The organism is Bombella sp. ESL0385, assembly GCF_009725755.1.
Taxonomy (GTDB): domain Bacteria; phylum Pseudomonadota; class Alphaproteobacteria; order Acetobacterales; family Acetobacteraceae; genus Bombella; species Bombella pollinis.
The window spans coordinates 1,168,644-1,195,263 of the sequence record NZ_WNIJ01000001.1 but is presented as its reverse complement, the minus strand read 5'-3'; the positions used below and the strand labels follow the sequence as shown (position 1 = coordinate 1,195,263).

The following is a 26,620-nucleotide window of genomic DNA, read 5'->3' as shown; positions in this document are numbered from 1 at the left end:
TAATATTATGCGTCTAAGTCAGGCTTTTCAGCCCACTTTGAAGGAAGTCCCCGCCGAGGCACAAATCGCCTCTCATCGCTTGATGCTGCGGGCGGGGCTTGTGCGGCAGACGTCATCTGGCATTTATACATGGCTGCCAGCAGGGCTGCGTGTCCTGCGCAACATTGCTACTATTGTGCGGCAAGAGCAGGATAAAATTGGTGGTCAGGAAATCCTGATGCCGACTGTTCAATCTGCCGAGCTATGGCGGCGGTCTGGTCGGTATGATGCGTACGGGCCGGAGATGCTGCGCATTGAGGACCGGCAAGGGCGCGAGATGCTCTATGGCCCAACCAATGAGGAAATGGTGACGGACCTCTTTGGCAGCACGGTGAAATCCTACCGTGAACTACCGAAGATGCTGTATCATATCCAATGGAAGTTCCGGGATGAGATCCGCCCGCGCTTTGGTGTGATGCGTGGTCGTGAGTTCTACATGAAGGACGGTTATAGCTTCGACCTCTCTTATGAGGATGCCGTAAGCAGCTATTATCGTATCATGTTGTCTTATTTGAAGATTTTCCGCCGGTTGGGTGTGCAAGCCGTGCCTATGGCTGCTGATACGGGGCCTATCGGTGGGGAATTGAGCCATGAGTTCCTCGTCCTTGCCCCAACGGGGGAGAGTGAAGTCTTTTATGATGCCGGGTGGGATGAGATCGACTGGGATAGCATCGGTCTTGACCCGCAGAAGGAGGATGACCTCCAAAAACTGCGCGAGATTGTGAAGACAACCTATTCCGCTACGGATGAAAAGCATGACCTCTCAGCTTGGGAGAGCGTGCCAGAGTCGCGCCGGCGTGGTGGCCGTGGCATTGAGGTCGGGCATATCTTCTATTTCGGGACGAAATATACCGAGGCTATGGGCGTTGAGGTTAATGGGGCTGATGGGGCACCGTTGCACCCGCATATGGGGTCCTATGGGATTGGCGTCTCCCGTCTGGTCGGGGCGATTATTGAAGCCTCTCATGATGAAGCCGGTATTATTTGGCCGGAGGAAGTGGCTCCTTATCGGGCAGCTTTGCTCAATCTTCGCCCCGGTGATGAGCTTTGTGATAAGCTTTGTGAGAGCATTTATAGCCGTGACCCAGAAGGGTTGCTTTATGATGACCGCGCCGATCGTGCTGGTGTGAAGTTTAATGATGCTGACCTGATGGGCCATCCTTGGCAAATTATTGTCGGCCCGCGTGGGGCTAAAGCCGGTATGGTGGAGCTAAAACACCGTGCCACTGGCGAGCGGAGTGAATTGCCGCTTGATGACGCTTTGGCCAAGCTAGGGCTGGGCTAACATGTTCGGACGGTTTGAGCGAACAATCGCCTTGCGTTATTTGCGGGCCCGCAAGGGGGAGCGTTTTGCCTCTGTCATTGCGCTTTTCTCCCTTGTTGGCATTGCTTTAGGGGTGGCGACGCTCATCATCGTCATGGCCGTGATGAATGGCTTTAAAGCAGACCTCATGGGCCGGATTCTCGGCCTGCATGGGGATTTGAACGTCTATGCCTATGGGCAGCCAATTCGCGATTATCGTGATGATGCGTTTATCATCCGTAAGGTGCCCGGTGTGACGCAGGTTCTGCCCATGACGCAAGGCACTGTTTTGGCAGAGGCGGGGCGTTACTCCACCGGGGCATTGTTGGAGGGGCTAAGCCCAGAGGATTTACAGGGGTGGAAAGCCCTCACCCAAGGGGTGATGGATGGCCGGTTAGAGGATTTCCGCGGCAATGATGCGGTGGCCATTGGCGTGACTTTGGCCGAGCGTGCAGGGCTGCATGTTGGCTCAAGCTTGACCATCCTGTCCCCCAATGGCCAAGCAACGCCGTTTGGCACGATGCCACGGGTGCGGAAGGTGCATGTCGCGCTCATTTTTGATGCGAATTGGAACGACTATAACAGCAATGTCATCCTCATGCCTTTGGCAGCCTCTCAGGCCTTTTTGATGATGGGCGATAGTGTCTCTCTTATACAAGTGAGTACGCATGACCCGCTCAATATTCAGCCTCTTAGCCGCCAGATTGAGGATGCGTTGAATGATCCGCGCCTGCAAGTGCTGGATTGGACAGATAGTGCCAATGGCTTTTTGGATGCCGTGACGGTGGAGCAGAATGTAATGTTCCTTATCCTCACGCTCATTATCCTTGTGGCGGCGTTTAATGTGATTTCCTCCCTCATTATGATGGTGAAGGATAAAACGCGCGATATTGCCATTCTGCGCACCTTTGGGGCGAGCCGTGGGAGCGTGATGCGTATCTTCTTGATGTGTGGAGCCTCTGTTGGTGTGGTGGGTACTCTGGTAGGGACGGGGTTGGGCATTTGCTTTGCCCTCAATATCGAGCATATTCGCCATCTTTTGGAATCCCTAACAGGGACGAACTTATTTAACCCGGAAGTCTATTTCCTAGCGCGTCTCCCGGCGCGGTTAGTGTGGTCGCAAGTGGTAGAGGTAGCGGTGCTCTCGTTGGTTTTATCGCTCTTAGCTACGCTTTATCCCTCATGGCGTGCGGCAAAGACGGACCCGGTGGAGGCTCTGCGTCATGAGTAAGGATTCAGAGGCTTACGTTTTATCCCTTGAGGGATTAAGCCGGTTTTTCCGCTCCGGTGATGAGGAGCTGCATATCCTTAAAGAGGCGGATTTCACTCTACAAAGCGGGGAGCTGGTGGCCTTGGTTGCCCCCAGTGGGACGGGGAAATCGACCTTACTGCATCTAGCAGGTTTGTTGGAGCGTCCTGATTCTGGGGATGTGCTGATTCAAGGGCGTAGCACTCGCAAAATGAGCGAGAGCGGGCGGACAGCATTGCGGCGTGATGAGATTGGCTTTGTGTATCAATTCCATCATCTTCTGGGTGAGTTTTCAGCCTGCGAGAATGTCATGCTGCCTCAATTAGCGGCGGGGGTAAGCCGTGCCGAGGCACGTTTGCGAGCAGTTGATTTATTAACACGCTTTGGCCTGTCTCATCGGTTAGAATCTTTGCCGGGGCGGATGTCCGGTGGGGAGCAGCAACGCACAGCCATTGCTCGCGCTCTAGCGAATCGTCCTAGTTTACTCTTGGCTGATGAGCCAACGGGTAATCTTGATACAAAAACAGCGGAGCTTGTTTTTGCGGAATTAACGCGCATCGTGCGAGAAGAAGGCGTAGCCGCGCTTATTGCTACTCATAATGAGGCACTGGCTGCTGCGATGGACCGCACCGTGACATTGGCGGAAGGGCACATCGTCCCATTCCGCGCGTAAATCTGTTTTCTGTTCCATGCGGGGATGAGGGCGTGGTAAATGGAGGGCATGTCTTACGCTCATTTTGTCCATCTCCGTAATCATTCAGCCTATTCTCTTAGTCAGGGTGCTATCCGTGTGCCTGACCTTGTGAAGTTGGCAGAAGGAAACGCCATGCCAGCTGTCGCATTGACTGATAGCGGCAATATGTTTGGCGGGCTGGAGTTTTCCCAACAATGTCGTAAGGCGGGGATTCAGCCGATTATTGGGTGCCAATTAGCTTTACCATCTCCCTCTGCTCGGCCCGGTATTCCAGCAGAACCGTTGGTTGTGTTGGCGCGCACGGAAGAAGGCTTGGAGAATCTTCAATATCTCTCCACCCAAGGTTTTTTGAACGGAGATTCGGCGGATCCTTCTATGCCGCTGGATGTTTTATGCAGCCGGGCTAAAGGGTTATTTCTGCTTACAGGCGGTAATCGTGGGCCTATCAATAAATTATTGCTAGGTGAGCAAAGAGACGCAGCAAAACAGATGCTCCAACGCTTTAAAGAAGCGTTTCATGGCTATGTGGCGGTGGAGATTAACCGGCTGGATGAAGCTGGGGAGGATGTGACGGAGCCTCAGCTCATCGCTTTAGCTGATGAGCTTGACCTCCCCTTAGTAGCCACCAATGAATGTTTCTTCCCTACGCCGGATTTGCATGAAGCGCATGATGCTTTGCTCTGTATTGCTCAAGGCCGGACAATGGCGGAGGAGGACCGCTGGCGTGTCTCCCCACAAGCGTGGTTTAAAACACCGGAGGAGATGCGCGCTTTATTCCATGACCTGCCAGAGGCATGTGATAATACGTTGATTATCGCGCAGCATTGTGCCGCGGCGGTGAATACACGCAAGCCGCTTTTGCCTGTTTGCCCTAAAGTGCGCGAAGGCAGCACGGAGGAGGAAACCTTGCGTGCTATGGCCCAAGAAGGGCTGGTAAAACGCCTTGCGGTTATGAAGGATGGCGAGGCCCGCCGCGCTGAGTATGAAGAACGATTGGAGACGGAACTCGGCATCATCGCCCGCATGGGGTTCCCCGGTTACTTCCTCATCGTGGCGGACTTCATCCAATGGGCGAAGGCGCATGATATTCCTGTAGGGCCGGGGCGTGGTTCTGGTGCAGGGTCATTAGTGGCTTATGCTTTGACGATTACCGACATCGACCCCATCCCCTTTGGTCTGTTATTTGAGCGTTTCCTCAACCCTGAACGTGTCTCCATGCCGGACTTTGATATCGATTTCTGTCAGGACCGGCGCGATGAGGTCATTCGCTATGTGCGCGATGAATATGGCCATGAGCGTGTGGCGCAAATCATCACCTTTGGGAAGTTACAAGCCAAGGCGGCAGTGCGCGATGTGGGGCGTGTGTTGGGCTTGCCTTATGGTATGGTCAATCGTGTGGCAGAGCTCATCCCGAATAATCCGGCTAAGCCAACGCCTTTAGCGCAAGCGATTGAGGAAGAGCCACGCTTGCAGGAGATGCGCGATAATGATGAGATGATTCGCCGCCTCTTGGAGATTGCCTTGCAGTTGGAGGGGTTATTTCGCCATGCCTCCACCCATGCAGCCGGTGTGGTGATTGGGGACCGTGACCTTGTAGAGCTTGTCCCCCTCTATCGAGACCCGCGTAGTGAGATGCTCGTTACGCAATATAATATGAAGTTTGTTGAGCAAGCCGGGCTGGTGAAGTTCGACTTCCTCGGTTTGACGACATTGACCATCCTCAAGCGCGGGGTTGATTTTCTGCGTGATTTAGGGGAGGAGGTGGACCTCTCCCATATTCCACTCAATGATAAAAAAACCTTCGATATGATGGCGCGGGGGGATACGGCGGGCGTCTTTCAGTTTGAAGGCGCGGGTATGCGCGACATGCTCAAGCAGATGGCAGCCAGCCGGTTGGAGGATCTCATTGCTGGGGTGTCGCTTTACCGCCCCGGCCCGATGGAGAATATTCCCGAATATTGCCGCCGGAAACATGGAGCCCCGTGGGAGCCGCCCCATGAGGAGATTCGTCCCATCCTTGAGGAGACCTACGGGATTATGGTCTATCAAGAGCAGGTGATGCAAATTGCTCAGAAGATGGCGGGTTATAGTCTTGGTGGGGCGGATTTATTACGCCGGGCGATGGGGAAGAAAATCGCCTCAGAGATGGAAAAACAACGGGCCATCTTCTGTGAGGGCGCAACAAAGCGGGGCATTACGGCAGAGAAGGCCGAGGAAGTGTTCGACCTCATGGCGAAATTTGCCAATTACGGCTTTAACAAATCCCATGCGGCGGCTTATGCGTTGGTTTCTTATCAAACCGCATGGATGAAGGCGAACCACCCGGTGCCTTTCCTTGCGGGCTGTATGTCCCTCGCACGGGAAAAGACGGAGAAGCTAGCCGCCTTGTGCCAAGAGGCTAAACGGATGGGGATTCCCGTCCTGCCCGTGGATATTAATAAATCCCAAGCTGATTTCTCTATCGAGCGGTTAGAGGATGGGCAGTTGGGGATTCGTTACGCTTTGGCTGCCGTAAAGCGTGTTGGGTTTGTGGCGATGGAAGGCCTGGTAAAAGACCGTGGCACACAGCCTTTTTGCGATATGACAGATTTTGCCGAGCGTTGTGATTCCCGTCATATCAACAAGCTTCAAATGGAGAGTTTAGCCAAGGCTGGAGCGTTTGATAATTTAGAGCCTGACCGGCACACAGTCTTTGCCAGTGCGGAGATTGTGTTACGCCGTGCCCAATCGCGCGCGCAGGAGAAAGAGGTCGGGCAAGCGGGGCTTTTTGGCGGCGGCGTGGATAGTAGCCTGCGTGAAGTCTTGCGGCTGAAGAAGGTACGCCCTTGGCCGGATTTCGAGCGGTTATCGCATGAGGCTAGCGTGATTGGCTTCCATATGAGCGCACATCCTTTAGATGCGTATAAGCATGTGTTGCGGCGGCTGGCTGTGACCCCTGCGGTGCAGCTAGAGCCAAAGGCGCATCAAGGGCAGATGCGTGTTGCGATTGCTGGTTGTGTGGTGGAGAAGAAGGAACGCCCCACCAAAACAGGAAAGAAAATGGCGTGGGTGACGTTGACCGATGCGAGCGGGAGTTGCGAGGTCACGCTCTTTTCTGAGACATTGCAAGCTTGTCGCGATTTGTTGGTTGCAGGGCAGGCTGTGTTGGTGCAGGCGGAGTTGAAGCTAGATGGTGATGCACTGCGTATTACGGCCCAACATGTGCAAGATTTAGAGGCTGCTGCAGCTGAGGAGCAAGGGGAATTGCGGATATGGATTAACCGCGCCATCGCTCTAGCCCCCCTTCAGACAATGTTAGAGGATGTAAAGGGTGGCCGAGGCCGTGTTGTCTTGCTGCCAGAGCTGGAGGAGACGCAGGCGATTGAGATTAGGTTGCCCGGATTCTATCGCGTTACCCCACGTCTTGCCGAGCAGATGAAGACGTTGGAGGGGATTAAGGAGTTAAAACAAGCGTAAAAGAAAAGGCCACCGGGAAGGGTGGCCTCTAATAAGCAAGACGTTATCGCATCCTTTTAAAAAGGCATGGGGACTTTAACGCCATTCACATGGATGGTGTCATGCTCTAGCGTGATGTGCCACCCCGTGCGGTGGTTGGGTTCTCTCTCCCCCATGATGCGGGCAATAAGCAAAGCTGCGGTGATTTTTGTGGGGGCGATTTTGCCAAGCTGGTCTATCATTTCCCCAATATGGCTGATGGAGAGATGAACATCAGCTTTGAGATTTTCACGCCCTACCGTGGCGAGAACATCACCTCGGCCATCAATATCGCTACCATTTAAGGCCGTATGGAGTTGATTGACCGTCACATGATAAGGCGGCTGAGAAGAGGGGATAAAGGTAATATCCCCCGAGACAGACGGCGGTAGGAGAATCGCCTGTGGGGAGGTCATCCCGTTTGCATCAAAAAGGAAATGAATAGCCGGGCTTGTGCTGAGGACACGCACATGAGCCGTGCTTGCGGTGGAGGCGCGGTCTGGCCGGGTGAGGGTGATGCCTTGCCAGCTCATTTCTGGCAGCGCATTTTTGACTTCTTGCACTCCCGGTAGAGGTTGGTTAGCGCAAGCCTCTGTCATGCCACGGTGATAAGCGGTGAGGGCAGCATAAGCAACAGCGGCATTAAGGCGGGCTAGACCGGCTGCATCAAGGGTGCGTTTATGGTCTACCACTGTGCTGGAGCGCACGGTGATGCGGTGTTGCGTGCCAGTAAGTTCCGCCTGCATGTTTTTGATGATGAGGCCGCCCTGCTTCGTCTTACTCACTTGCCCGGGGCTATAGGTAAAGCAGTTGGCTGAAAGATGGGGCAGTGTTTCAGCATATGCTGCTGGCAGGGCCATAACCCCTAAAAGAGCCAGTAAGCCTAAGCCTTTTGCGTGCGCTGCCATACGGAGACGATGTGTAGAAGAATGTAACATAGTACCCCGTAGAGTGGCGGAGTCTGGCCCTTCTGGCAATGGGGCGCGGGAAAATTATCCGCGCCGTTTTGTCTTACCAGAGGGCGGGGCAAAGAGAGCTGTGAGTTGGGCTACCATCGTGTCGCCTAAATCCTCTGCCGAGCTAATGGTCACACTATTGGCGTAATAGCGGGTGACATCATGCCCAATGCCGATGGCCAAAAGCTCCCCTGCATGGTCATTTTCGAGCTGATGAATGACGCGATGGAGATGCAGATCCAAATATTCCGGTCCATTAGCGGAGGAGGTACTATCATCCACTGGAGCCCCATCGGAAATCACCATTAAAATACGGCGATGTTCTGGCCGATGTTTTAGACGTTTCCATGCCCAGAGGAGGGCCTCACCATCAATATTTTCTTTTAACAACCCTTCGCGGAGCATCAGCCCAATATTACGCCGGGCACGCCGCCATGGAGTGTCGGCTGATTTATAGATGATGTGCCGGAGGTCATTAAGCCGCCCCGGCTCTTTAGGGCGGCCATCTTCGCTCCATTTCACACGGCTTTGGCCGCCCTTCCAAGCGCGGGTAGTAAAGCCGAGAACCTCCACTTTAATGCCGCAGCGTTCGAGCGTGCGGGCAAGAATATCGCCACAAATGGCCGCTGTGGTGATGGGACGGCCGCGCATAGAGCCTGAATTATCAATCAGGAGGGTGACGACCGTATCGCGGAAATCCGCCTTGCCCTCTTGCTTATAAGAGAGGGGGAGAGAAGGATTGCTGATGATACGCGGCAGGCGGGCTGCATCCAGAATCCCATCTTCTTGGTCAAAATGCCAACGGCGTTGCTGTTGGGCCAAAAGCTTACGTTGCAGGCGATGCGCCAGACGGGAGACAAACCCTTGGGTTTGTTGCAACTGCTCATCCAGCTTTTCCCGCAGACGGTCTAGCTCGGTCGGGTCGCAAAGCTCATGGGCGTGGATTTCTTCATCAAACTCCTGCGTGTAAGCATGGTACCCTCCAAGGCCCGTAATTGGGCAGGGTGGCTCATCCTCACGCATCTCAGAGGGGCCAGCAGGTTGCTCAAACCCATTTTCCCCTTCTGCAAGAAGGGCCTCAATCTCATCGGAGGCTGGGTCCTCCCCGCTGGAGGTGGAATCTTCCGCTTCATCATTGAGGATGGAGTGCTCATCGTCAGAGCTGCCTTCTTCTTCCTCCTCGCCTTGTGGGTCGGGGGAGGCGGACTCTCCAGCTTCACTGTCTTCACTCTGATTTTGATTACGGGAGCTAGAGGATTCCGGCTCTTCCTCATCACTTTGGCCCGTTTCTTCTAGAGTGAAGGTTTTTACAAAATGTTGTGTGGCTTGGTGGAAGCGTGATTGGTCGTCTTGGACGAGGGCAAGCGTCTCTAAAGCAGCGCGGGCTTTGGGGCCAAGGGCTTGTCGCCATTCTGCCAAGGCGGGGCCGGTTATCTCTTCTGGCAATGTTTGACCAGAGAGTGCCTCGCGCGTGAGGAGTTCTAACGCGAGGGGGGCGGGCATATCTGCACGCTCCATCATGCGCGCGCTATTAAGCGCGTAGAGCCGCCGGGCGAGGTGGTTATTTATATTCGCCCGCACCCCGGCCATATGGCGGGAGCCATAAATCTCACAACGGGCTTGCTCCATCCCATCGGTGATGATTTGCGTTTGAGCATCCGCCAAAGTGACGCGCTTTGCAGGGTCGTGATGCCGCTGCTGTAGGGCTGCGGCATCGGTCGCCCCACGGATATAAGCTATCTCCTCCGGGGTAAGAGCCGCACGCTCTAAAGAGGCTAGAGCAGGGGTTAAGGGAATGTCCTGCTGCCCACTTAAAGCACGCTGTGTGGCTAAGGTCGCCTTGCGGAAAAGGTCGTGCGGGTCAGACATAAATCACCCTAAAGGTGAGGCATTAAAACAACGCTGATAATATTCAGCAACGATGCTGCGTTCTGCCTCATCACATTTATTGAGGAAGCTGAGGCGGAAGGCGAAAGGAACATCTTTAAAGATGTCAATATTTTCCGCCCAAGAGAGGACCGTACGGGGGGAAATAACGGTGGAAATATCGCCATTCATAAAGCCTGCGCGGCTAAGGTCGGCAAGCTCTACCATTTGCCCGATGAGTGTATCATCCAGCTTACCGCCCATTTTGGCTTTGATGATGCGGACTTCCTGCTCTTTGGGGAGGTAATTGAGGGAGGTGACGATGTTCCAACGGTCCATCTGCCCTTGGTTGATTTGCTGTGTGCCGTGATACAGCCCCGTTGTATCACCCAGCCCTACCGTATTGGCTGTTGCAAAAAGGCGGAAGGAGGGATGAGGCTGGATAACACGATTTTGGTCCAGCAAAGTAAGGGCACCATCAGTCTCCAACACGCGTTGGATGACGAACATTACATCAGGCCGCCCAGCATCATATTCATCAAAAATGAGGCTGCATGGGCTTTGTAAGCACCATGGTAACAAGCCTTCGCGGAACTCGGTGATTTGTTTGCCATCCTCTAGCGTGATGGCATCTTTGCCGATGAGGTCGATGCGGGAGATATGACTGTCCAAATTGATGCGTACACAAGGCCAGTTAAGACGTGCGGCAATTTGGTCGATATGAGAGGATTTCCCCGTCCCATGGAAGCCCTGCACTAACACACGGCGATTATACATAAACCCCGCCAGAATCGCGCGGGTCGTATCGCGGTCAAATTGATAGCTCGGGTCAATCTCTGGCACATGGTCTGTCTTTTTGGACCAGAGGGGCACATCAAAATCTAAATCCAGGCCGAAAAGCTCCCGTGCTGATTTTTGTGCATCGGGAGTCGCTGGCAATATGTCAGAAAGAGACTGTGTAGAGGGAAGAGCCATAGCGAAAATCCTGTCATGAAGAAATGTGGCGGAGGAGGGAATAACCTCTGATTATGGACTTCATCAGTACGATTACATAATCACCCTATAATGGGAAAAAAAGAGGGGTAGCGTCATTATGGCACATTACTGTCCTCATAGTTTGTATTATGGGCGAAGTGTGCGCGGAGTGTGGCATAGGCCGTCCCGATGACTTTAAAGCGTTCTTCTGCACGCGGGTCATCCTGATTCGCATCGGGATGATAACGGCGCGCAAGGACACGATAACGTGTTTTTACCACTTCAATAGTGGTTGGCCAGTCGAGATCAAGCTGAGCAAGGGGGTCACGCAGGGCGGGGGGAGCTTGCTTGCGAGTCTCAGCAGCGTGTGAAGGGCGAGCCCTACGGCCTGCAAGAATATCCAACGGGTCATGCAGCCCATCAAGCGTAAAAGAGGTGCGTGCAGAATCGTGCCCCGGTGTGCCCATCTTCCAAGAGGGGCGTTGCCATGAGGTATCCTCACGTAGATGCCGCTCAATCTGGCCGGGTGTCATGCCCCGGTAATAATCCCAGTTCGCATTATAAAGGCGGACATGTTCTAGGCAAAACCAGTAATAAGCGCGCAAATTATCCCGCCCGCGTGGGGCACGATAGCCAGCAGGAAGGTCGCAATCAGGATGGTCGCAGCATTGCTCTGGGGCATCTGGGTCGGGCGCGAAGGCCTTATGACGAGAGGATTTGCGTTGCATAATGGACGATATGGGGAGAGGTTCGCCTTAGATGCAAGCATCCTTTTTTAGAGAAGGAAAGTTTTCTATTATACAAGGCGGTGAAGGGGCGTATGTTCCCTAGTTATCTGTGGGTCAGCGTGGAAGAAAGTTAATGACAAGAGCCGAGCGTATGAAGGCAGTGCTGGAGGAAGCATTGATGCCCTCTCAGCTAGAGATTCATGATGAAAGCGCACGCCATCGCCATCATGCCCACGCACGCAGTGCACAGCAGGAGGCGCGAGGGCCGGGGCAGGTGGGCGAGACGCATTATCGTCTGCATATTGTGAGTCGTCATTTTGATGGGATGAAGCCGGTAGAACGCCATCGCCTTGTTCATCAGCTTTTGGCCGCAGAGTTTGAGAGCGGTTTGCACGCCCTTTCTTTGACCTTAAAAGGGGAGATATCTGCGTGAAGGATTTATGCTCTCGGCTCATGCGCTATGGTGCGATTTATCATGTCAGGCTGTGGTCTGTTTTGCTGGTCATGTCGCTCTCTTTAATAGGGTGCGCTACAGCAGGATATGACCATCTTGCCGCAGGGGAGCGGCATGATATTCATCGGGTCGAAGCATATTTAAACGGGTTGAGTTCCATCCAAGCGCAATTTGCTCAGGATGGACCGGCCCAGCAGCAGGGAGATGGTCGTTTCTTCTACGTCCCGGGGCGTTTTGAGATGGTGTATGACGTCCCACATGCAACGCGGGCTGTTGCGCGTGATGGTCATCTGATTTTACGCAATGACGATAATGGAGCCGTGACGCATTTATCGCTAAAGCGTAACCCAATGGGGTTGCTACTACGCCATCCAATCAGCTTTGATAAAGATGTGCAGGTAACACAAGTCGCACGGGGTGAAGAATCGCTGCAAATCTCCCTAGCGGAAGCGAACGACCCTTCCCAAGGGTTGCTGACCCTGCAATTTTCTGATGTGCGGGGCAGGTTGAGCTTGATTGGCATACAGGGGGTTGATGGGCGGCATCATCATTTCGGCCTTTCCCTCTTTGATGTGCAAGAGAATCAACCGCTGGATGAAAGCCACTTCATCCCTCCTGCTTAACAGGGCCAAAGAGGGCAACCCAGTTTTTTAGCAAGGCGGCATCAGCTTCCGCCATGGTAAGGGAGGGGTTAAAGCGTTGCAGGCTGGTAACGCCGTAATCGCGTATGCCGCAGGGGATGATACCATCAAAATCCTCTAAGTTTGGCGCGACATTGAGGGAAATCCCATGCCAGCTGACCCAGCGGCTTACACGGATGCCTAAAGCGGCAATTTTTGCCTCTTGCCCTGTTTGGGCATCAAAGCACCATACGCCAATGCGTCCCTCCCGCGTAAAGGCTTCGATATTGAGGGATTCGAGGGTCATAATGAGCCAATGTTCCAAATATTGGACGAAGGCGCGTATATCCCGTGCGGGGAGGGGGCCGTGCGGGCGTGTGAGGTCGAGCATAATATAGGCAATGCGTTGGCCGGGGCCATGATATGTCCATTGCCCACCGCGTCCGGCCTCAAATGTTGGGTAATGATGTGGGTTGATGAGGTCTTCTGCCTTCGCTGATGTACCAGCTGTGTAGAGTGGTGGATGTCCTGTTAGCCAAATACGTTGTGGGGCTTGGTGATGGGCAATGGCCTCCACATTTTGCTGCATAAACGTGAGAGCGTGGGGGTAGGGGGAGAGGGTATTGTCTCTCTGCCAAATAATTTCTTCATAAAACTGTGTCATGACCATTGCCCTTTCTGCGTGGCTAAGCTATAGGCGATGTCACCGAAGCGGTCACGCCTTCTTAGGCAAAAAAGACCGCTTGTCACGGAGCGGCCGTGGCGGAATGGTAGACGCGCAAGCTTGAGGTGCTTGTGGGGGATAACCCCGTGGAAGTTCGAGTCTTCTCGGCCGCACCATTTCTTTCATAAGGATGAAGGAATGGTTCCTCTGCCCATCTGGCAGATTGCTATAAATTCATAAAAAAACCCCTATTCGTTTGTATTCATCTCCTTGTATGGGGTGGCGTTAAGCTTGTGTTTTCTTTTACACTAGCCCCGCTTCGGAGAGGGTGTTTATTAAGTTAACGCATGCCTCTCAGTATGAATGTACAAGAGTAGGAACGGACAGAAAGAGAGCTAAGATGATTAAGCCATTGAAAAAAGCCGTTTTGCCGGTTGCAGGTTTGGGGACGCGCTTTCTCCCGGCGACAAAGGCTATGCCGAAAGAGATGCTCCCAGTTGTTGATAAACCTTTAATTCAATATGCGATTGATGAAGCCCGTGCCGCAGGGATTGAGGAGTTCTGTCTTGTAACGGCTCGTGGTAAAGATAATTTGATTGATTATTTTGATGTTGCTTATGAGCTTGAGGCCACGCTGCAGGCACGTCAAAAAGAATCGGCCATGAAAGCACTGGAGAGTAGCAGCGTGGAGGCGGGATCTCTTGTGGCTGTGCGGCAGCAGAATCCACTTGGTTTGGGTCATGCTATTTGGTGTGCGCGTAACTTTATTGGTAGTGATCCTTTTGCCATCCTTCTGCCGGATGATATCGTCCATGGGGGGCGTAGTTGTGTAGCGCAATTGGCCGATGTGTATCATCAAACAGGTGGTAATGTTGTCGCCGTAAATGAGGTCCCTCACGAATGGACAGACCGCTACGGTGTCCTCAAGATTGGTAAAGATGATGGGCAGAAGGTGGAAGTCACCGGCCTTGTTGAGAAGCCCGCCCCGCAGGATGCCCCCTCGAACCTCGCGATTATTGGCCGTTATGTTCTCACAGCGGATGTTTTGAAACCGCTCTCTGCGTTAAAAACGGGCGTAGGGGGAGAGGTCCAGCTGACGGACGCTATGGCGGAGATGATTGGTAAGGTGCCCTTCCACGGGTTGCGCTACGAAGGGACGCGCTTTGATTGTGGGAGCAAGCTCGGCTTTTTGGAGGCTCAGGTCGCCATGGCATTGGAACGCGACGACCTTGCTGATGATGTCCGCGCTTTCTTAAAGAAATATGTGTGAGGGGTAAGCCGTAAGATGACTGCGTTTAAGCATGATTTTGAGCCAACAAGCCTGCGTGAATATGATATTCGCGGCATTGTAGGTAAAACCCTCCATCCCGAAGATGCTTATGCTCTAGGGCGCGTCTTTGCCAGCATGGTTCGCCGTAATGGTGGGCATGTGGTGACGGTCGGTTATGATGGCCGTCTCTCCTCACCGTCTTTGGAAGAAGCCTTGGTCCGTGGGGCTGTGGATTCTGGCGTGACAGTGCGGCGTGTAGGTCGTGGTCCAACACCGATGCTCTATTATGCAGCCGTTACGGGGCAATCTGATGGGGCGATTATGGTTACAGGAAGCCATAATCCGCCGGATCATAATGGCTTTAAGATGATGATGAAGGGCAAGCCCTTCTTTGGTGAGCAGATTCGTGAGGTGGGGCGTTTGGCCGCGCAAGGCGATGTTGTGCCTAAGGCTGAAGGTCGCGTTGAGACCATCGACCCTTCCGAAGCCTATATTGCCCGCCTTCTTGAGGATTATGACGGCGAGAGGCCGCTCAAGGTAGTGTGGGATAATGGTAATTCCGCCGCGGGGGAGGTCCTCACTCGTCTGATTAAGAAACTCCCCGGTGAGCATACGATTCTATATCCAGAGATTGATGGGACATTCCCCAATCATCATCCTGACCCTACTGTGGAAGGTAATTTACAGGACCTCATCAAAGAGGTGCGGACGCGTAAGGCCGATGTTGGTATCGCTTTTGATGGCGATGCGGACCGCGTAGGCGTTGTGGATGGTAAGGGAGAGATTCTCTGGGGCGATCAAATCCTCGTTCTCTTAGCGCGTGATGTGCTGAAGAAGCATCCTGGTGCGACCATCATTGCTGATGTGAAGGCGAGCCAAGTTCTTTTTGATGAAGTCGGCAAAGCCGGTGGTAAACCGCTCATGTGGCGGACGGGTCATTCGCTCATCAAAAGTAAAATGGCGGAGACGTCTTCACCCCTGGCAGGGGAAATGTCGGGCCATATTTTCTTTGCAGATAAATGGTACGGTTTTGATGATGCTCTTTACGGGGCTATCCGCGTGCTTGGCATTGTTGCCCGTCTCACCGGTACATTAGCGGAGATGCGTGAGGGCTTGCCGCAGATGGTCAATACGCCAGAGTTGCGCTTCCCCTGTGATGACCTTAGAAAATTTGATGTTATCAAAGAGGTCGCCTCCCGTCTGGAGAAGGAAGGGGCTGATGTCTCCTCCGTAGATGGTGTGCGGGTGAACACGGATGATGGCTGGTGGCTCTTGCGGGCCTCTAACACGCAGGCAGTGCTAGTCGGGCGGATTGAGGCACGCACTCATGAGGGGTTAGCGCGGCTTAAAGCAGCTTTTACCGCGCAATTAGAGGCGTCTGGCCTGCAAGCCCCGGATTTTGATGCGGCGGCCGCTGGTCATTAAGCTCTAAACTGATGTGGGAGGGGGATGTACCGGCGGGTTTAGCTCGTTGGGGACGGCAATGCGGGCGTAATGTTCTGGATTGGCTCCTCCCGCCCAGTTGTCTATCTTGCGGTTGTGAAATCGCACCCGGGAGTGCGGGTGTGTGCGGGGCGTGTTTTAATGCGATCCGTTTTGTGCATCCGCCCTTTTGTGATGTATGCGCTTTGCCTCTTACCCAAGATGAGGTGGCAGAGCGCGGGTGGCTGTGTGAGACGTGCGAAATACGCCCGCCTTTATGGCGGAAAGGCCGGTCTGCCTTTTTATATGAAGGTCAAGCGCGTCAGCTCATCATGGGCTTAAAATATGGCAGTAAAACCGAACATGCTGCAACATTAGCACGGTTTATGACCACTGCTGGGGCGGACATTTTAAAGCCAGATACGGTACTTGTGCCTGTTCCAGTCCATCGTTGGCGTTTATGGACGCGTGGTTATAATCAAGCGGCTCTAATATCGCGCGTCATTGCGCGTAAACAGGGGCTGGCCCATTGCCCTAATGGGCTAAAACGGCAGTTCCGTACGGAGGCGTTAGCTCATCTATCACGGCATGGGAGGCATCACCAATTAGCGGGGGCCATGACGGTGAATCCGCGGCATTGTGAGTTCCTACAGGGGCGTTCTGTCATTTTGGTGGATGATATTTTGACGACAGGCGCAACATTGGGGAGTTGTGCAAAAGCATTGTTTGAGATTGGCTGTGTTTCGGTAGATATTCTAGTGGCAGCGCGGGTAACGTTGCTTTGAGAGGGAAGGAGTTTTGTAATGCCAAAGATCGAGATTTATACGCAACCAGGTTGTCCTTATTGCGTGCGTGCAATTACGCTGCTTCAAGCGAAAGACGTGCCTTTTGAGGAAATCCACGCCCCTCGTGGCTCTGCCGAGCGCGAAAAGGCGCAGGAGCGTTCTGGTGGGAAGACAACTGTTCCACAGATTTTTATTGATGGGAAAGCCATAGGAGGGTGCAGTGAGCTTATGCAGTTGGAGAAAGCGGGCCAGTTGGATGCGCTTTTGGGCCGTTCCTAACGCCTTTCATACAGGTTTGATGGGCGTTGTTGGGGGGCTGGTCATGGCAGCCTTTTCATCCGCCTATGCGGCATCATCGCCTTTGGCTGGTACATGGTTGGTTAAGGAGAAGGATGGTATTTTCCTCATCCAATCATGCCAAAATGATGCTGCTAAATTATGCGGCTATTTGGTCGGGATGGATTATACCGAAGCCGAGCCAGAGAAGGATTATACGGGTCATTCGGAATGTGGGATGGAAATCATCAGCGATATGATTCCCCGTAAGAATGGTCATTGGCATGGAACGGTGCTTAACCCACGGACGGGAAGCCGGTATCAGGCGAGTATGTGGTTGGCAAAAGATGGGACGTTGAAATTACGCGGCTATGTAGGGCTGAGTCTTTTTGGCCAAACCCAGACATGGAGCCGCATAGACTCTCCTGCTATTGGTGCGCAATGTCGTATGCAGAAAGGTGGCTAGTGTTAGGCCCTTTTTTCTTGTAGGGGTGGAGTGAATCGGCAGAAAATAAAATTTTATTTTATTTTCTTGGCCATGGGGTGCAGTTGAAGGAGAGTAGATACGTCATGTCACAGAGTTTTTCCCGGCGTCAATTCGCTCTAGGGCTTGCTGGGCTAGGGGCTGCGACAGCCCTGTCACCGCTGCGTAGTGTTAAAGCCGAGCAGGCGCAACAGCCGCGTATTTTGTGTTTCGTTGGTGGTTATACGGAACACGGGCCGCCCGGTGTGACAGGCTATGGTAAGGGGATTGCCGTTTTCGAGATGGACCGGGAAACGGGTTTCTTAACCTTGGTTACCACCTTTATGGACATCCCGAGCCCATCCTTCATCACATTAAGCCGGAACCGGAAGTTCCTGTACGCGCTGAGCGAGGTTAATGATTTTGATAAGGCCGGTAGCGGCTCTGTCACGGCATTCTCGGTTGATACGCGCAATGGCACATTGGCCAAGTTGAACACGGTAAGCTCTGGCGGGGCAGTGCCTGCGCATCTAAGTGTTCATCCTTCAGGCAAATATTTGCTTGTTGCTAATTATATGGGCGGTAGCGTGTCTGTTCTGCCTATCCATGCTGATGGGTCTTTGGGTAAAGCAACGGATGTTGTACATAATTCTGGCCCTAAACAGCCTGAGCGTGCAGCTGATAACCCAGAGGGTAATTTCGCTGTGTCCGATCACTCTGGTGCGCATCCGCATATGATTGCCACAGACCCCAGCGGTACATTCGTGTTGGTGGATGATGCTGGGTTGGATCGTGTATATGTCTGGCGGCTGGACCTTAATACAGGTAAGTTGATCCCTGCGAAGAAGCCGTTCTACGAGATGGAGCCGGGCTCTGCACCGCGTCACTTCGTCTTCGATCATACGGGGCGTGTGCTGTATAATCTGTGTGAGCAGAACTCCAAGGTTGTGGTCTCCAAGTTTAATCCGCAAACGGGGGAGATTACCCAGATTCAATCTGTCAGCACGGTGACGTCTCACTTTCGTGGCTCCACGCTCGCTGCTGAGATCTTGATCGCAGAGAGCGGCCGCTTTGTTTATGTCTCCAACCGTCTTGGTGATTCTTTGGCTGTCTTCTCTGTAGGGATTGATGGCACATTGACGCTGGAGGATGAGGTCTGGATGCATGCCGATTATGGCCGTGCGATGATGTTCGACCCCAGCGGGACCTTCCTCTTCTGTGCGAACCAGCGGTCTGATTCTGTGACAGCCTTCCGCGTGGACCGGGAGACGGGCAAGCCTGTCTTCACCAATCACTTTACCGCTGTGGGCAGCCCCACCACCTTTGCCTTTATGGTGGCGGATTCATAAGATCGCTATAAGGTAAGGTTTTCTGGAAGAAAGGCACCTTGTGATGAGGTGCCTTTTCTTTTTGTTGAAATGTTAGGGTTTGTGGAAAAGAGCGATGTAATTCACGCTCGTATCATGGCTCTCGCACCAATGAGGTGGCCTATAGCTAAGGCCTTTGAGGTCCAAAAGCCGCAGGCCTGCTCGGCGTGCCATTTGGTCTAACTCCGCTGGGCGGATAAACTTCTTCCAATCATGGGTGCCGATGGGCAGAAGGCGCAGCAGATATTCCGCTCCCAATTTCGCCATGAGGAAGGAGCGGATGCTGCGATCCATGGTCGAGATGGCAATATACCCGCCGGGTTTTGTCAGGCTTACAAGTGTGGAGAGGAACTCTTGCGGGTCCCGTACATGCTCGATGACCTCCAAAGCGGAGATAACATCAAATTGCCGTCCTTCCTCCAATAATGCTTCTGCTGTGCTGCATATATAATGGAGAGGGGCTGCATGGGGGGGTAAAGGGTAACGCTCCAAATGGGCTTGGGCGGCCTTAATGCCCTCTTGGCTGGCATCAACCCCTAATGTGTTAAAGCCTAGGCTTGCAAAGCGTTCACAAGCGATCCCCGCGCCGCAGCCAATATCTAGGAGGCTGGGTGGTGCCGCTTGGGAGAATAAGGCGGAGGGGAGACGCTTGAAAACCCATGAGGTCCGCAGCGGATTCATAGCATGGAGGGGGGCCATAGGCCCTTTAGGGTCCCACCATTGTGCGGCTAATGCTGCGAATTGGTTAATTTCATCCTCCACAACGGACGAGGTGTGCGTGTGAGAGTGTTCGTGTAATGGTGATGAAATGGGCATTTTGGCACCTCTCCAAGAGTCGAGATGCTTTTCTGCCATGTTGTGGCTAGACGGAAAAGGGCAGGGGAGCTATGTGAGACAGATATTTATGCAATGATAGCCTTAATATTGGAGCCGCCTTTCAGATGTCCATGCCCGACTGTTCAGATGATACAGCGCAGTCCGTTGATGATGCGCTTTCGTCGCCATCTGCTTCTCGTACAGTCGTAATGAAGTTTGGCGGTACATCCGTCAAAGACTTAGAGCGTATTCGCATTGTAGCGGAGAAAGTTAAAAAAGAGCGTGCGCGTGGGCAACGTGTGGCTGTGGTTGTCTCGGCGATGTCGGGTGTGACGAACCAAATGGTGCATTATTGTCGCGACCTCGACTCACAGGCTGATCCTGCTGAATATGATGCTGTTGTCGCCTCTGGTGAGCAGGTGACGAGTGGTTTATTAGCCATTGCTTTGGGGGCGATTGGGGTGCCTGCGCGGTCCTTTCAAGGATGGCAAATCCCGTTGCGGACCGATGAATCACATGGTTGTGCTGCGATTGAAGATGTGGAGGGGCGTGCTTTATGCGCCTGTATGGATGAAGGCGTAGTGCCAGTTATCGCTGGCTTCCAAGGGGTGGATGCGCATGGGCGTATTGCCACGTTAGGGCGCGGGGGGTCCGATACATCAGCTGTTGCATTAGCGGCGGCGATTAAGGCGGACCAGTGTGACATTTATACTGATGTCGATGGGATTTATACAACCGACCCGCGCATCGTAAAGCAGGCCCAGCGGTTAGATCGGATTACTTATGAGGAAATGTTAGAGCTAGCCTCTGTAGGGGCTAAGGTGCTGCAAACACGCAGCGTTGGGCTTGCCATGCGCGAGAGGGTGCATGTGCGCGTTCTGTCTTCTTTTGTCGAAACGGACGATAAGAGCGGGACCATAGTTGTGGATGAGGACGAAAGCGTGGAAAAGAAGCTGGTTACCGGGATTGCCTATTCTATGGATGATGCGAAAATCACCATCCGACAAGTGCCCGATGAACCGGGTATAGCCGCACGGATTTTTGGCCCTTTATCGGCTGCTGGTTTGAATATTGATATGATCGTCCAAAGCATTGGGGCAGATCGTAGCACGAACATGACCTTCACCGTAGGGAAAGGTGATGCTGAGCGGGCATGCCAGATTTTAGAGGAAATGCGGGTTGATATTGGCTATGGGGCATTAAGTACCTCCCGCAATGTGGCCAAAATAAGCGTGGTGGGCGTTGGTATGCGCTCTAATACAGGCGTGGCGGCAACCATGTTCCGCACCTTGGCGGAGAAGGGGATTAATATTCAGGTAATCTCCACCAGTGAGATTAAGATTTCCGTCCTTATTGATGCAGAATATATGGAGCTGGCTATGCGTGCATTGCACACAGCTTATGGCTTGGATGCACCTGTTGGAGAACAGCCATGAGTGACGAGATGAAGGCACGCGCTGTATTAGACCAGCTTTGGAAGCCGGGCTGTGACTTTTTAGGGAGCCGGTACTCTATTCTTGGCGGGGCGATGTCATGGGTGAGTGAGCGCAATCTTGTTTCTGCGATTTCTAATGCAGGGGGATTTGGCGTAATTGCCTGTGGAGCGATGGAGCCGGAGCGTTTGGAGGAGGAGGTTGTGGCGACACAAGCTCTTACGGACCAGCCTTTCGGTGTGAATCTCATCACTATGCACCCGAAGTTAGAAGCCTTGGTGGATGTCTGCTTAGCGCATAATGTCAGCCATGTTGTTTTAGCTGGTGGCGTGCCGAGCGGGTCGATTATCCGCCGTGTGCGTGATGGTGGGGCGCGGGCTATGGGTTTTGCGCCGGCTGTGGCCTTGGGGAAACGCTTGGTCAAGCTAGGGATTGAGGCTCTGGTGATTGAGGGGTCTGAGGCCGGGGGGCATGTTGGTCCCGTCTCGTTGAATGTTCTTGCTCAAGAGATATTACCGAATATCACCGAGGTGCCCGTGTTTGTTGCAGGGGGGTTAGGCCGCGGGGATGCGGTTCTCTCTTACTTGGAACAAGGGGCGGCTGGGGGCCAATTTGGGACGATTTTTGCGGCCTCGCAGGAGAGTATTGCGCATGAGCGTTTTAAGCAGGCTTTCCGCCGCGGTAATGCGCGTGATGCTGTAATGTCCGTACAGTTGGATGAGCGGTTCCCCGTCATCCCGGTACGCGGCTTAGCCAATGCTGCAACGCGTCATTTTATGGAACATCAGGCTGATGTGATTGAGCGTTTCCGTAAAGGTCAGATTGAGCGTGAAGCAGCCCAGTTAGAGATTGAGCATTTCTGGGCTGGGGCGTTGCGGCGCGCGGTGATTGAAGGCGATGTTGAAAATGGCTCGATGATGGCCGGACAATCTGTGGGGATGGTGAAAGAGATTCGCCCTGTTGCAGAGATTATTACAACATTGGTGGACCAAGCAGTCGAGGCTTTGCAGGTGCGTGAGCGTCGCCTTCAGGGTATGGAATAAGGCAAGCGAGAGGGTACCATGACAGAAGCAAATAAAAGGCATGATATGGCCGGGCAGGCATCTGTGACGCTTGGTGCCCGCTTGCGGAAGCGGCGCGTAGAGCTAGGCTGGAGCTTAGAGCAGGTTGAGTCGTATCTTAAAATGCGACATGCGACTCTTCAGGCGATTGAGAGCGAGCGTTATGCGGATTTGCCCGATAAGGTCTATGCGTTTGGTTTCATCAAAAGCTATGCTCACTTCCTTGGTCTTGATGTTGCAAATGTTATGGAGCAAGCCGAGCGAGAGCTTGCCTCCCTTGTGCCAAAACGACACACAATGCAGCTAGACCTTCCCGGCCCGCAAGAGGGACGCTCTGCGGGTTTGTGGCTCCTACTGGGCGTTGGGTTGATCGTTATCGCCGGTGGTTATGTGGGGTGGTATCATTTCTATTCCCATGGGGAGTTAGGCTCGTCCATTTTGCCTGCGCATATGACAAGCGAGGCTAATGCCCCTCAAGCAGTGGAGAAAAAGGCCGTTGCGACTGTCACATCCACTTCAGAGACACAATCTCAGCAGCTTGCTACAGTATCTCCCCCAGTAGGAGCGACCTCACCGCAGGAAGGCGCGCAGAAGGTAGATGAGTCGGCCAAAGATACGCCTGACATACCACCAGCACCGGAGGCTCTACCATCCTCCACGGAGGGAAGCAGCTCTTTTGATAAAGAAGGACAGGCTGTCGCTAATGGGCCTGTTACATCTGTTCAAACAACGTCTCCAACGCAGGGGCCAGCGGAGCAAAAGCCGGTGGATGTCCCCTCAACTGCGGCCCCACCTGTTGCGGCAACACCTGCACAAAAGCCGGTTGTTCAGCCGTTTCAGCCTGCTCAGTCCGTGGAAGATGCTGTAAGCATTGTGGCGCGTGAGGATAGTTGGGTGCAGGTAAGTGATTCAACGGGGAAGGTCCTTTTCGCGAAGGTTCTGAAGCCGGGTGAAACATGGCAAGGCACGGCTGGGGCGAGCTATCACATCACCTGTGGTAATGCAGGGGGTGTTGTTTTTCAGACAGGGAATGTTGTAAGCGCACCTTTAGGGCAGCGTGGGCGCGTGGTGCGTAATCTAACTGTGGATGCTACCGCCATCACGCAGGGTCATTATGGCTATGGCTCTCCATTAACGGGAGCGTCCCCTGCAGCGGCTGCGCACTGATAAACGCCGCCATACTATTATGCTTGCTCTGTATGTGGGAGCAGGTTGGTTCATCATGGGTTATAAGAGAAGTAACCCGGAGAGGTTTTAATGAGCAGTTTACGTCCTTATCAGCATATTGAACGCCGTAAATCACGGAAGATCTATGTTGGTGATGTTGCCGTTGGTGGTGATGCACCTGTCTCGGTGCAAACTATGACGAACACACTCACCACAGATATTGAAGGTACAATTGCTCAAATACGCAAAGCTGAATTAGCTGGCGTGGATATTGTGCGTGTATCTTGTCCTGATGTGGGGAGTACGGAGGCCTTAAAAACCATTGTGGAGGAGGTCAACACCCCCATCGTTGCGGATATCCATTTCCACTATAAACGGGCTATTGAGGCTGCTGAGGCCGGGGCCGCTTGTTTGCGGATTAATCCGGGGAATATCGGCAGTGCGGAGCGTGTGCGCGAGGTTGTAAAGGCAGCGCGTGATCATGGCTGCTCCATTCGTATTGGGGTCAATGCTGGCTCTTTGGAGCGTCACCTATTGGAGAAATATGGTGAGCCAAAGCCGGAAGCTCTTGTCGAAAGTGCGTTAGAGCATGCGAAGATTCTTCAGGATCATGATTTTCATGAGTTTAAAATCAGCGTGAAGGCTTCGGATGTCTTTATGGCGGTGGAAGCCTATAAGCAGCTTGCTGCTTGTTGTGACCATCCGCTTCATATTGGCATTACAGAGGCCGGGTCTAAACGTGCGGGGACGGTGAAATCCGCACTAGGGCTTGGCAATCTCCTTTGGGCTGGCGTGGGTGATACGATGCGTGTCTCACTATCTGCCCCTCCAGAGGAAGAAGTGCTGGTTGGGTGGGATATTCTCAAATCCCTTGGTCTGCGTCATCGTGGGGTGAAGATTATTTCATGCCCCTCTTGTGCGCGGCAGGGCTTTAATGTGGTGGAAACCGTCCAGACGTTAGAGGACCGGTTGCAGCATATTAAAACACCGTTGACACTCTCCATCATTGGCTGTGTGGTTAATGGTCCGGGTGAAGCTTTGATGACCGACATTGGGGTAACAGGCGGTGGCTCTGGTCGCCATATGGTCTATGCGGCGGGTAAGCAGGATCATACAATGCCCGCTGAAAATATGATTGAGCATATTGTTCAGCTGGTAGAAGCACGCGTGGAGGCTATAGAGGCCGGTACAGCTGAGAAGGCCGCACATTAATGGCACGTTTGCAACCCCCGCGCGGGACAAAGGACCTTTTAGGCGAGGATATGCGCCGCCATCAGCGGGTGATTGACGCTGGGCAGACAATCTTCCACCGCTATGGTTTTCGCCAATGGGCAACGCCTATTTTTGAGGATACGGCCGTTTTTGCGCGTTCCTTAGGGGAAAGCTCGGATGTTGTCTCTAAGGAGATGTACACATTTGAGGATCGCGGTGGTGAGAGCCTCACCTTACGTCCAGAAGGAACAGCGGGGGTTGCACGGGCGTTAGTCTCCAATGCGTTGACGCAAGCCCTCCCGCAGAAGATTTTCTATACGGGACCGATGTTCCGTTATGAGCGTCCACAAAAAGGCCGTTTTCGCCAGTTTCATCAAATTGGGGCGGAGCTGATTGGGGCGGAGAGTGCTTTTCGAGATGCAGAGATTATCGCCATGGCGCGGGATTTTCTGGTCTCGCTTGGCTTGGGTGATGACCTCACGTTGGAGCTAAATACGCTGGGCGATAAAGCGAGCCGTATGGCATGGCGGGAGGCGTTGGTCGCTTATTTTCGCCAGCATGAAGAGCGTCTCTCGGAAGAGAGTCGGGCACGGCTTGCGCTGAATCCTTTGCGCATTTTGGATAGTAAGGCCGAGCAGGATAAAGCCCTCTTAGCGGATGCCCCTGCGTTTGATGATTTCCTTAATGAGGATTCTCGTCATTTCTGGCAGGAGTTGAAGGCGGCCTTAGCGGCTTTTGGCGTCGCGTTTGTGGAGAATCCCCGCATTGTGCGTGGGTTGGATTATTACAGCCATACAGTCTTTGAGTTCGTCACGGATAAATTGGGCGCACAAGGGACGGTGTTGGCTGGTGGTCGTTATGAAGGATTAGTGGAGGAGATGGGCGGCCCTGCCGTGCCGTGTATCGGTTGGGCTGCGGGGATTGAGCGTCTTGCGGCATTAATTGCCCCCCCTGCGGAGGAGGTGAGCGATGTTGCGATTCTCCCTATGGGAGATACAGCCTTGCTTAAGGCGGCGTCTCTTGCCCGCACATTGCGTGACCATGGTTTCTCCCTTGCGATAGAGACGCGGGGGAATATGAAGAAGCGGATGGATCGCGTTGTGCAATCCGGGGCATCTCATGTTCTTTTCCTCGGTGATGATGACCTCGCTCGTGATGTGGTGCAGTTGCGTCATCTGGCCACACGGGAGCAAGAGGAAGTCCCCATTGGGCAGCTTGTTGAGGCTTTGGAGCGCGCTCGGAACTCATGAGCACGGCGATTGAGCATAAGCTAGAGCTGATTATTGCTCGTTTTGAGGAATTGCAGGCTCTCATGGCCTCTGGTGAGGTGGAGGGAGAGGCTTTCTCCCGTCTATCGCGTGATTATGCGGCGATGGAGGAGCCTGTTGCGGCGATTCGGGCATGGCAAGAGGGGCAGAAACGTCTCAAAGAGGCGCAAAGCCTTTTGCAAGATCCGGAGATGAAAGAGCTTGCTCAGCAAGAGCTAGAAGAGGTCGAGGCGGAAATGCCCGCTTTGGAGCAGGCGATGCAGCTTGCACTGCTCCCTCGTGATGATGCTGATGAGCGTAGCGCGATTTTAGAGGTTCGACCCGCTGCTGGTGGGGATGAGGCGGCTCTTTTCGCTGCAGAATTATTTGAGGCTTATCGCCGTTTTGCTGAAAATAACGGCTGGCGTTTTGAGGTCATGTCCCTCACAGAGAGTGAACTTTCTGGCATGAAGGAGGGGATGGCGACCATCACAGGGCGCGGCGTGTTTGCACGGTTTAAGTATGAATCTGGTGTGCATCGGGTTCAACGTGTCCCTGCGACAGAGAGCCAAGGCCGGATACATACCTCCACCGTTACAGTCGCTGTTCTGCCAGAGGCGGAAGAAGTGGATGTGGAGGTAAATGAGGAAGATTTACGGATTGATGTGTATCGTGCCTCCGGTGCAGGGGGACAGCATGTGAATAAGACTGAAAGTGCTGTCCGTATCACACATTTACCCACGGGTGTTGTCGTAGCGATGCAGGAGGAAAAGAGCCAGCACCGCAATAAGGCCAAGGCAATGCAGATTTTGCGCGCTCGTCTTTATGAGGCAGAACGCCAAAAAGCCCATGAGAACCGCGCGGCAGATCGTAAGTCCCAAGTGGGGACGGGGGATCGCTCGGAGCGGATTCGGACCTATAATTTCCCCCAAGGGCGCGTGACGGACCACCGCATTAATCTAACCCTTTATAAGATTGCTCAGGTGATGAGCGGGGAGTTTGGTGAGATTGTCAATGCGCTCACCCATCATGAGCAGATGGCCCTTTTGGCGGAGGAAATTGGCCAGCCTTAATGGTCG

Annotated in this window: 24 protein-coding genes and 1 tRNA gene; 19 read left to right on the top strand and 6 right to left on the bottom strand. The window is 53.4% G+C overall.

Features of this window, described 5'->3' with window-relative positions; genetic code table 11:
* Window positions 1–7: 7 nt before the first annotated feature.
* From proS to dnaE, 4 genes are read left to right on the top strand one after another with little or no spacing between them, the layout of a single operon-like run.
* Window positions 8–1,324, top strand: a complete 1,317-nt coding sequence (proS, locus tag GM557_RS05530; RefSeq protein ID WP_099027135.1) for a proline--tRNA ligase — start codon at window positions 8–10, stop codon at window positions 1,322–1,324.
* 1 nt (window position 1,325) lies between these two features.
* The gene (locus GM557_RS05525; protein WP_099027134.1) at window positions 1,326–2,573 is read left to right on the top strand and encodes a lipoprotein-releasing ABC transporter permease subunit; all 1,248 of its coding nucleotides are present in this window, start codon (window positions 1,326–1,328) and stop codon (window positions 2,571–2,573) included.
* On the top strand, window positions 2,566–3,264 hold the full coding sequence (locus GM557_RS05520) for an ABC transporter ATP-binding protein (protein WP_155573291.1): 699 nt from the start codon (window positions 2,566–2,568) through the stop codon (window positions 3,262–3,264). The genes GM557_RS05525 and GM557_RS05520 overlap by 8 nt, the downstream gene beginning before the upstream one ends.
* Before the next feature lie 48 nt (window positions 3,265–3,312).
* The gene (dnaE, locus tag GM557_RS05515) at window positions 3,313–6,741 is read left to right on the top strand and encodes a DNA polymerase III subunit alpha (RefSeq protein WP_155573290.1); all 3,429 of its coding nucleotides are present in this window, start codon (window positions 3,313–3,315) and stop codon (window positions 6,739–6,741) included.
* A 56-nt stretch (window positions 6,742–6,797) separates the two neighbouring features.
* On the opposite strand, the gene GM557_RS05510 is transcribed toward dnaE, so the two are convergent.
* From GM557_RS05510 to GM557_RS05495, 4 genes are all read right to left on the bottom strand, one after another.
* Window positions 6,798–7,697, bottom strand: a complete 900-nt coding sequence (locus tag GM557_RS05510; protein WP_155573289.1) for a hypothetical protein — start codon at window positions 7,695–7,697, stop codon at window positions 6,798–6,800.
* Between the two features lie 54 nt (window positions 7,698–7,751).
* Window positions 7,752–9,584, bottom strand: a complete 1,833-nt coding sequence (locus GM557_RS05505) for a cobaltochelatase CobT-related protein (protein WP_155573288.1) — start codon at window positions 9,582–9,584, stop codon at window positions 7,752–7,754.
* Between the two features lie 3 nt (window positions 9,585–9,587).
* Entirely contained in the window at window positions 9,588–10,556 is a 969-nt protein-coding gene (locus GM557_RS05500) for an AAA family ATPase (protein WP_155573287.1), read from the bottom strand.
* A gap of 116 nt (window positions 10,557–10,672) precedes the next feature.
* Complete coding sequence (locus GM557_RS05495) at window positions 10,673–11,284, bottom strand: J domain-containing protein (protein WP_155573286.1); 612 nt, start codon at window positions 11,282–11,284, stop codon at window positions 10,673–10,675.
* A gap of 133 nt (window positions 11,285–11,417) precedes the next feature.
* Between GM557_RS05495 and GM557_RS05490 the strand changes: the two genes are divergently transcribed.
* A complete protein-coding gene (locus GM557_RS05490) occupies window positions 11,418–11,717 on the top strand; it encodes a BolA family transcriptional regulator (RefSeq protein ID WP_155573285.1) in 300 nt (99 codons plus the stop codon).
* Window positions 11,714–12,361, top strand: coding sequence for an outer membrane lipoprotein carrier protein LolA (locus GM557_RS05485; RefSeq protein WP_370513434.1), 648 nt, complete (start codon window positions 11,714–11,716; stop codon window positions 12,359–12,361). Before GM557_RS05490 ends, GM557_RS05485 begins: the two co-directional genes overlap by 4 nt.
* Here GM557_RS05485 and lipB read toward each other — a convergent pair.
* The gene (lipB, locus tag GM557_RS05480) at window positions 12,345–13,028 is read right to left on the bottom strand and encodes a lipoyl(octanoyl) transferase LipB (protein WP_370513433.1); all 684 of its coding nucleotides are present in this window, start codon (window positions 13,026–13,028) and stop codon (window positions 12,345–12,347) included. The two genes, GM557_RS05485 and lipB, sit on opposite strands and share 17 nt — an antisense overlap.
* Before the next feature lie 83 nt (window positions 13,029–13,111).
* Between lipB and GM557_RS05475 the strand changes: the two genes are divergently transcribed.
* The 7 genes from GM557_RS05475 (at window position 13,112) to GM557_RS05445 (ending at window position 18,587) form a co-directional block, all read left to right on the top strand.
* A tRNA-Leu gene (locus tag GM557_RS05475) sits at window positions 13,112–13,198 on the top strand.
* A 224-nt stretch (window positions 13,199–13,422) separates the two neighbouring features.
* Window positions 13,423–14,292: a UTP--glucose-1-phosphate uridylyltransferase GalU gene (gene galU, locus GM557_RS05470; protein WP_155573283.1), complete on the top strand. Its 870-nt coding sequence runs from the start codon at window positions 13,423–13,425 to the stop codon at window positions 14,290–14,292.
* Between the two features lie 15 nt (window positions 14,293–14,307).
* Window positions 14,308–15,717, top strand: a complete 1,410-nt coding sequence (pgmG, locus tag GM557_RS05465; protein ID WP_155573282.1) for a phosphoglucomutase/phosphomannomutase PgmG — start codon at window positions 14,308–14,310, stop codon at window positions 15,715–15,717.
* 11 nt (window positions 15,718–15,728) lie between these two features.
* Window positions 15,729–16,499, top strand: a complete 771-nt coding sequence (locus GM557_RS05460; RefSeq protein ID WP_155573281.1) for a ComF family protein — start codon at window positions 15,729–15,731, stop codon at window positions 16,497–16,499.
* An 18-nt stretch (window positions 16,500–16,517) separates the two neighbouring features.
* Window positions 16,518–16,778: a glutaredoxin 3 gene (grxC, locus tag GM557_RS05455; RefSeq protein WP_099027124.1), complete on the top strand. Its 261-nt coding sequence runs from the start codon at window positions 16,518–16,520 to the stop codon at window positions 16,776–16,778.
* Window positions 16,756–17,241, top strand: a complete 486-nt coding sequence (locus tag GM557_RS05450; RefSeq protein WP_155573280.1) for a DUF2147 domain-containing protein — start codon at window positions 16,756–16,758, stop codon at window positions 17,239–17,241. The genes grxC and GM557_RS05450 overlap by 23 nt, the downstream gene beginning before the upstream one ends.
* Before the next feature lie 104 nt (window positions 17,242–17,345).
* On the top strand, window positions 17,346–18,587 hold the full coding sequence (locus tag GM557_RS05445; RefSeq protein ID WP_155573279.1) for a lactonase family protein: 1,242 nt from the start codon (window positions 17,346–17,348) through the stop codon (window positions 18,585–18,587).
* A 72-nt stretch (window positions 18,588–18,659) separates the two neighbouring features.
* Here GM557_RS05445 and ubiG read toward each other — a convergent pair whose 3' ends face one another.
* A complete protein-coding gene (gene ubiG / locus GM557_RS05440) occupies window positions 18,660–19,421 on the bottom strand; it encodes a bifunctional 2-polyprenyl-6-hydroxyphenol methylase/3-demethylubiquinol 3-O-methyltransferase UbiG (RefSeq protein ID WP_155573278.1) in 762 nt (253 codons plus the stop codon).
* 125 nt (window positions 19,422–19,546) lie between these two features.
* Here ubiG and GM557_RS05435 point away from each other — a divergent pair, with 125 nt between their 5' ends.
* The 6 genes from GM557_RS05435 to prfA all read left to right on the top strand — a co-directional run bounded on the left by GM557_RS05435 (window position 19,547) and on the right by prfA (window position 26,614).
* On the top strand, window positions 19,547–20,857 hold the full coding sequence (locus GM557_RS05435) for an aspartate kinase (RefSeq protein ID WP_155573277.1): 1,311 nt from the start codon (window positions 19,547–19,549) through the stop codon (window positions 20,855–20,857).
* Window positions 20,854–21,897 (top strand): nitronate monooxygenase family protein, encoded by a 1,044-nt coding sequence (locus GM557_RS05430; RefSeq protein WP_155573276.1) that lies wholly within the window; start codon window positions 20,854–20,856, stop codon window positions 21,895–21,897. The genes GM557_RS05435 and GM557_RS05430 overlap by 4 nt, the downstream gene beginning before the upstream one ends.
* Before the next feature lie 18 nt (window positions 21,898–21,915).
* The gene (locus GM557_RS05425) at window positions 21,916–23,082 is read left to right on the top strand and encodes a RodZ domain-containing protein (protein ID WP_155573275.1); all 1,167 of its coding nucleotides are present in this window, start codon (window positions 21,916–21,918) and stop codon (window positions 23,080–23,082) included.
* Window positions 23,083–23,172: 90 nt separating this feature from the next.
* Window positions 23,173–24,294: a flavodoxin-dependent (E)-4-hydroxy-3-methylbut-2-enyl-diphosphate synthase gene (ispG, locus tag GM557_RS05420; RefSeq protein WP_155573274.1), complete on the top strand. Its 1,122-nt coding sequence runs from the start codon at window positions 23,173–23,175 to the stop codon at window positions 24,292–24,294.
* On the top strand, window positions 24,294–25,544 hold the full coding sequence (gene hisS / locus GM557_RS05415; protein ID WP_155573273.1) for a histidine--tRNA ligase: 1,251 nt from the start codon (window positions 24,294–24,296) through the stop codon (window positions 25,542–25,544). The genes ispG and hisS overlap by 1 nt, the downstream gene beginning before the upstream one ends.
* Window positions 25,541–26,614: a peptide chain release factor 1 gene (gene prfA, locus GM557_RS05410; RefSeq protein WP_155573272.1), complete on the top strand. Its 1,074-nt coding sequence runs from the start codon at window positions 25,541–25,543 to the stop codon at window positions 26,612–26,614. The genes hisS and prfA overlap by 4 nt, the downstream gene beginning before the upstream one ends.
* The last annotated feature ends 6 nt before the right edge of the window (window positions 26,615–26,620 follow it).

Bases quoted from the DNA above. Each gene is read 5' to 3' on its own strand.
- GM557_RS05490 (WP_155573285.1), top strand. From the start codon at position 11,418: ATGACAAGAGCCGAGCGTATGAAGGCAGTGCTGGAGGAAGCATTGATG.
- GM557_RS05460 (WP_155573281.1), top strand. From the start codon at position 15,729: ATGTGGGAGGGGGATGTACCGGCGGGTTTAGCTCGTTGGGGACGGCAA.
- GM557_RS05525 (WP_099027134.1), top strand. From the start codon at position 1,326: ATGTTCGGACGGTTTGAGCGAACAATCGCCTTGCGTTATTTGCGGGCC.
- GM557_RS05445 (WP_155573279.1), top strand. From the start codon at position 17,346: ATGTCACAGAGTTTTTCCCGGCGTCAATTCGCTCTAGGGCTTGCTGGG.
- GM557_RS05510 (WP_155573289.1), bottom strand. From the start codon at position 7,697: ATGTTACATTCTTCTACACATCGTCTCCGTATGGCAGCGCACGCAAAA.
- hisS (WP_155573273.1), top strand. From the start codon at position 24,294: ATGGCACGTTTGCAACCCCCGCGCGGGACAAAGGACCTTTTAGGCGAG.
- GM557_RS05425 (WP_155573275.1), top strand. From the start codon at position 21,916: ATGACAGAAGCAAATAAAAGGCATGATATGGCCGGGCAGGCATCTGTG.
- GM557_RS05520 (WP_155573291.1), top strand. From the start codon at position 2,566: ATGAGTAAGGATTCAGAGGCTTACGTTTTATCCCTTGAGGGATTAAGC.
- grxC (WP_099027124.1), top strand. From the start codon at position 16,518: ATGCCAAAGATCGAGATTTATACGCAACCAGGTTGTCCTTATTGCGTG.
- GM557_RS05505 (WP_155573288.1), bottom strand. From the start codon at position 9,584: ATGTCTGACCCGCACGACCTTTTCCGCAAGGCGACCTTAGCCACACAG.
- prfA (WP_155573272.1), top strand. From the start codon at position 25,541: ATGAGCACGGCGATTGAGCATAAGCTAGAGCTGATTATTGCTCGTTTT.
- ubiG (WP_155573278.1), bottom strand. From the start codon at position 19,421: ATGCCCATTTCATCACCATTACACGAACACTCTCACACGCACACCTCG.
- dnaE (WP_155573290.1), top strand. From the start codon at position 3,313: ATGTCTTACGCTCATTTTGTCCATCTCCGTAATCATTCAGCCTATTCT.
- proS (WP_099027135.1), top strand. From the start codon at position 8: ATGCGTCTAAGTCAGGCTTTTCAGCCCACTTTGAAGGAAGTCCCCGCC.
- GM557_RS05500 (WP_155573287.1), bottom strand. From the start codon at position 10,556: ATGGCTCTTCCCTCTACACAGTCTCTTTCTGACATATTGCCAGCGACT.
- pgmG (WP_155573282.1), top strand. From the start codon at position 14,308: ATGACTGCGTTTAAGCATGATTTTGAGCCAACAAGCCTGCGTGAATAT.
- lipB (WP_370513433.1), bottom strand. From the start codon at position 13,028: ATGGTCATGACACAGTTTTATGAAGAAATTATTTGGCAGAGAGACAAT.
- GM557_RS05495 (WP_155573286.1), bottom strand. From the start codon at position 11,284: ATGCAACGCAAATCCTCTCGTCATAAGGCCTTCGCGCCCGACCCAGAT.
- GM557_RS05435 (WP_155573277.1), top strand. From the start codon at position 19,547: ATGTCCATGCCCGACTGTTCAGATGATACAGCGCAGTCCGTTGATGAT.
- galU (WP_155573283.1), top strand. From the start codon at position 13,423: ATGATTAAGCCATTGAAAAAAGCCGTTTTGCCGGTTGCAGGTTTGGGG.
- ispG (WP_155573274.1), top strand. From the start codon at position 23,173: ATGAGCAGTTTACGTCCTTATCAGCATATTGAACGCCGTAAATCACGG.
- GM557_RS05430 (WP_155573276.1), top strand. From the start codon at position 20,854: ATGAGTGACGAGATGAAGGCACGCGCTGTATTAGACCAGCTTTGGAAG.
- GM557_RS05450 (WP_155573280.1), top strand. From the start codon at position 16,756: ATGCGCTTTTGGGCCGTTCCTAACGCCTTTCATACAGGTTTGATGGGC.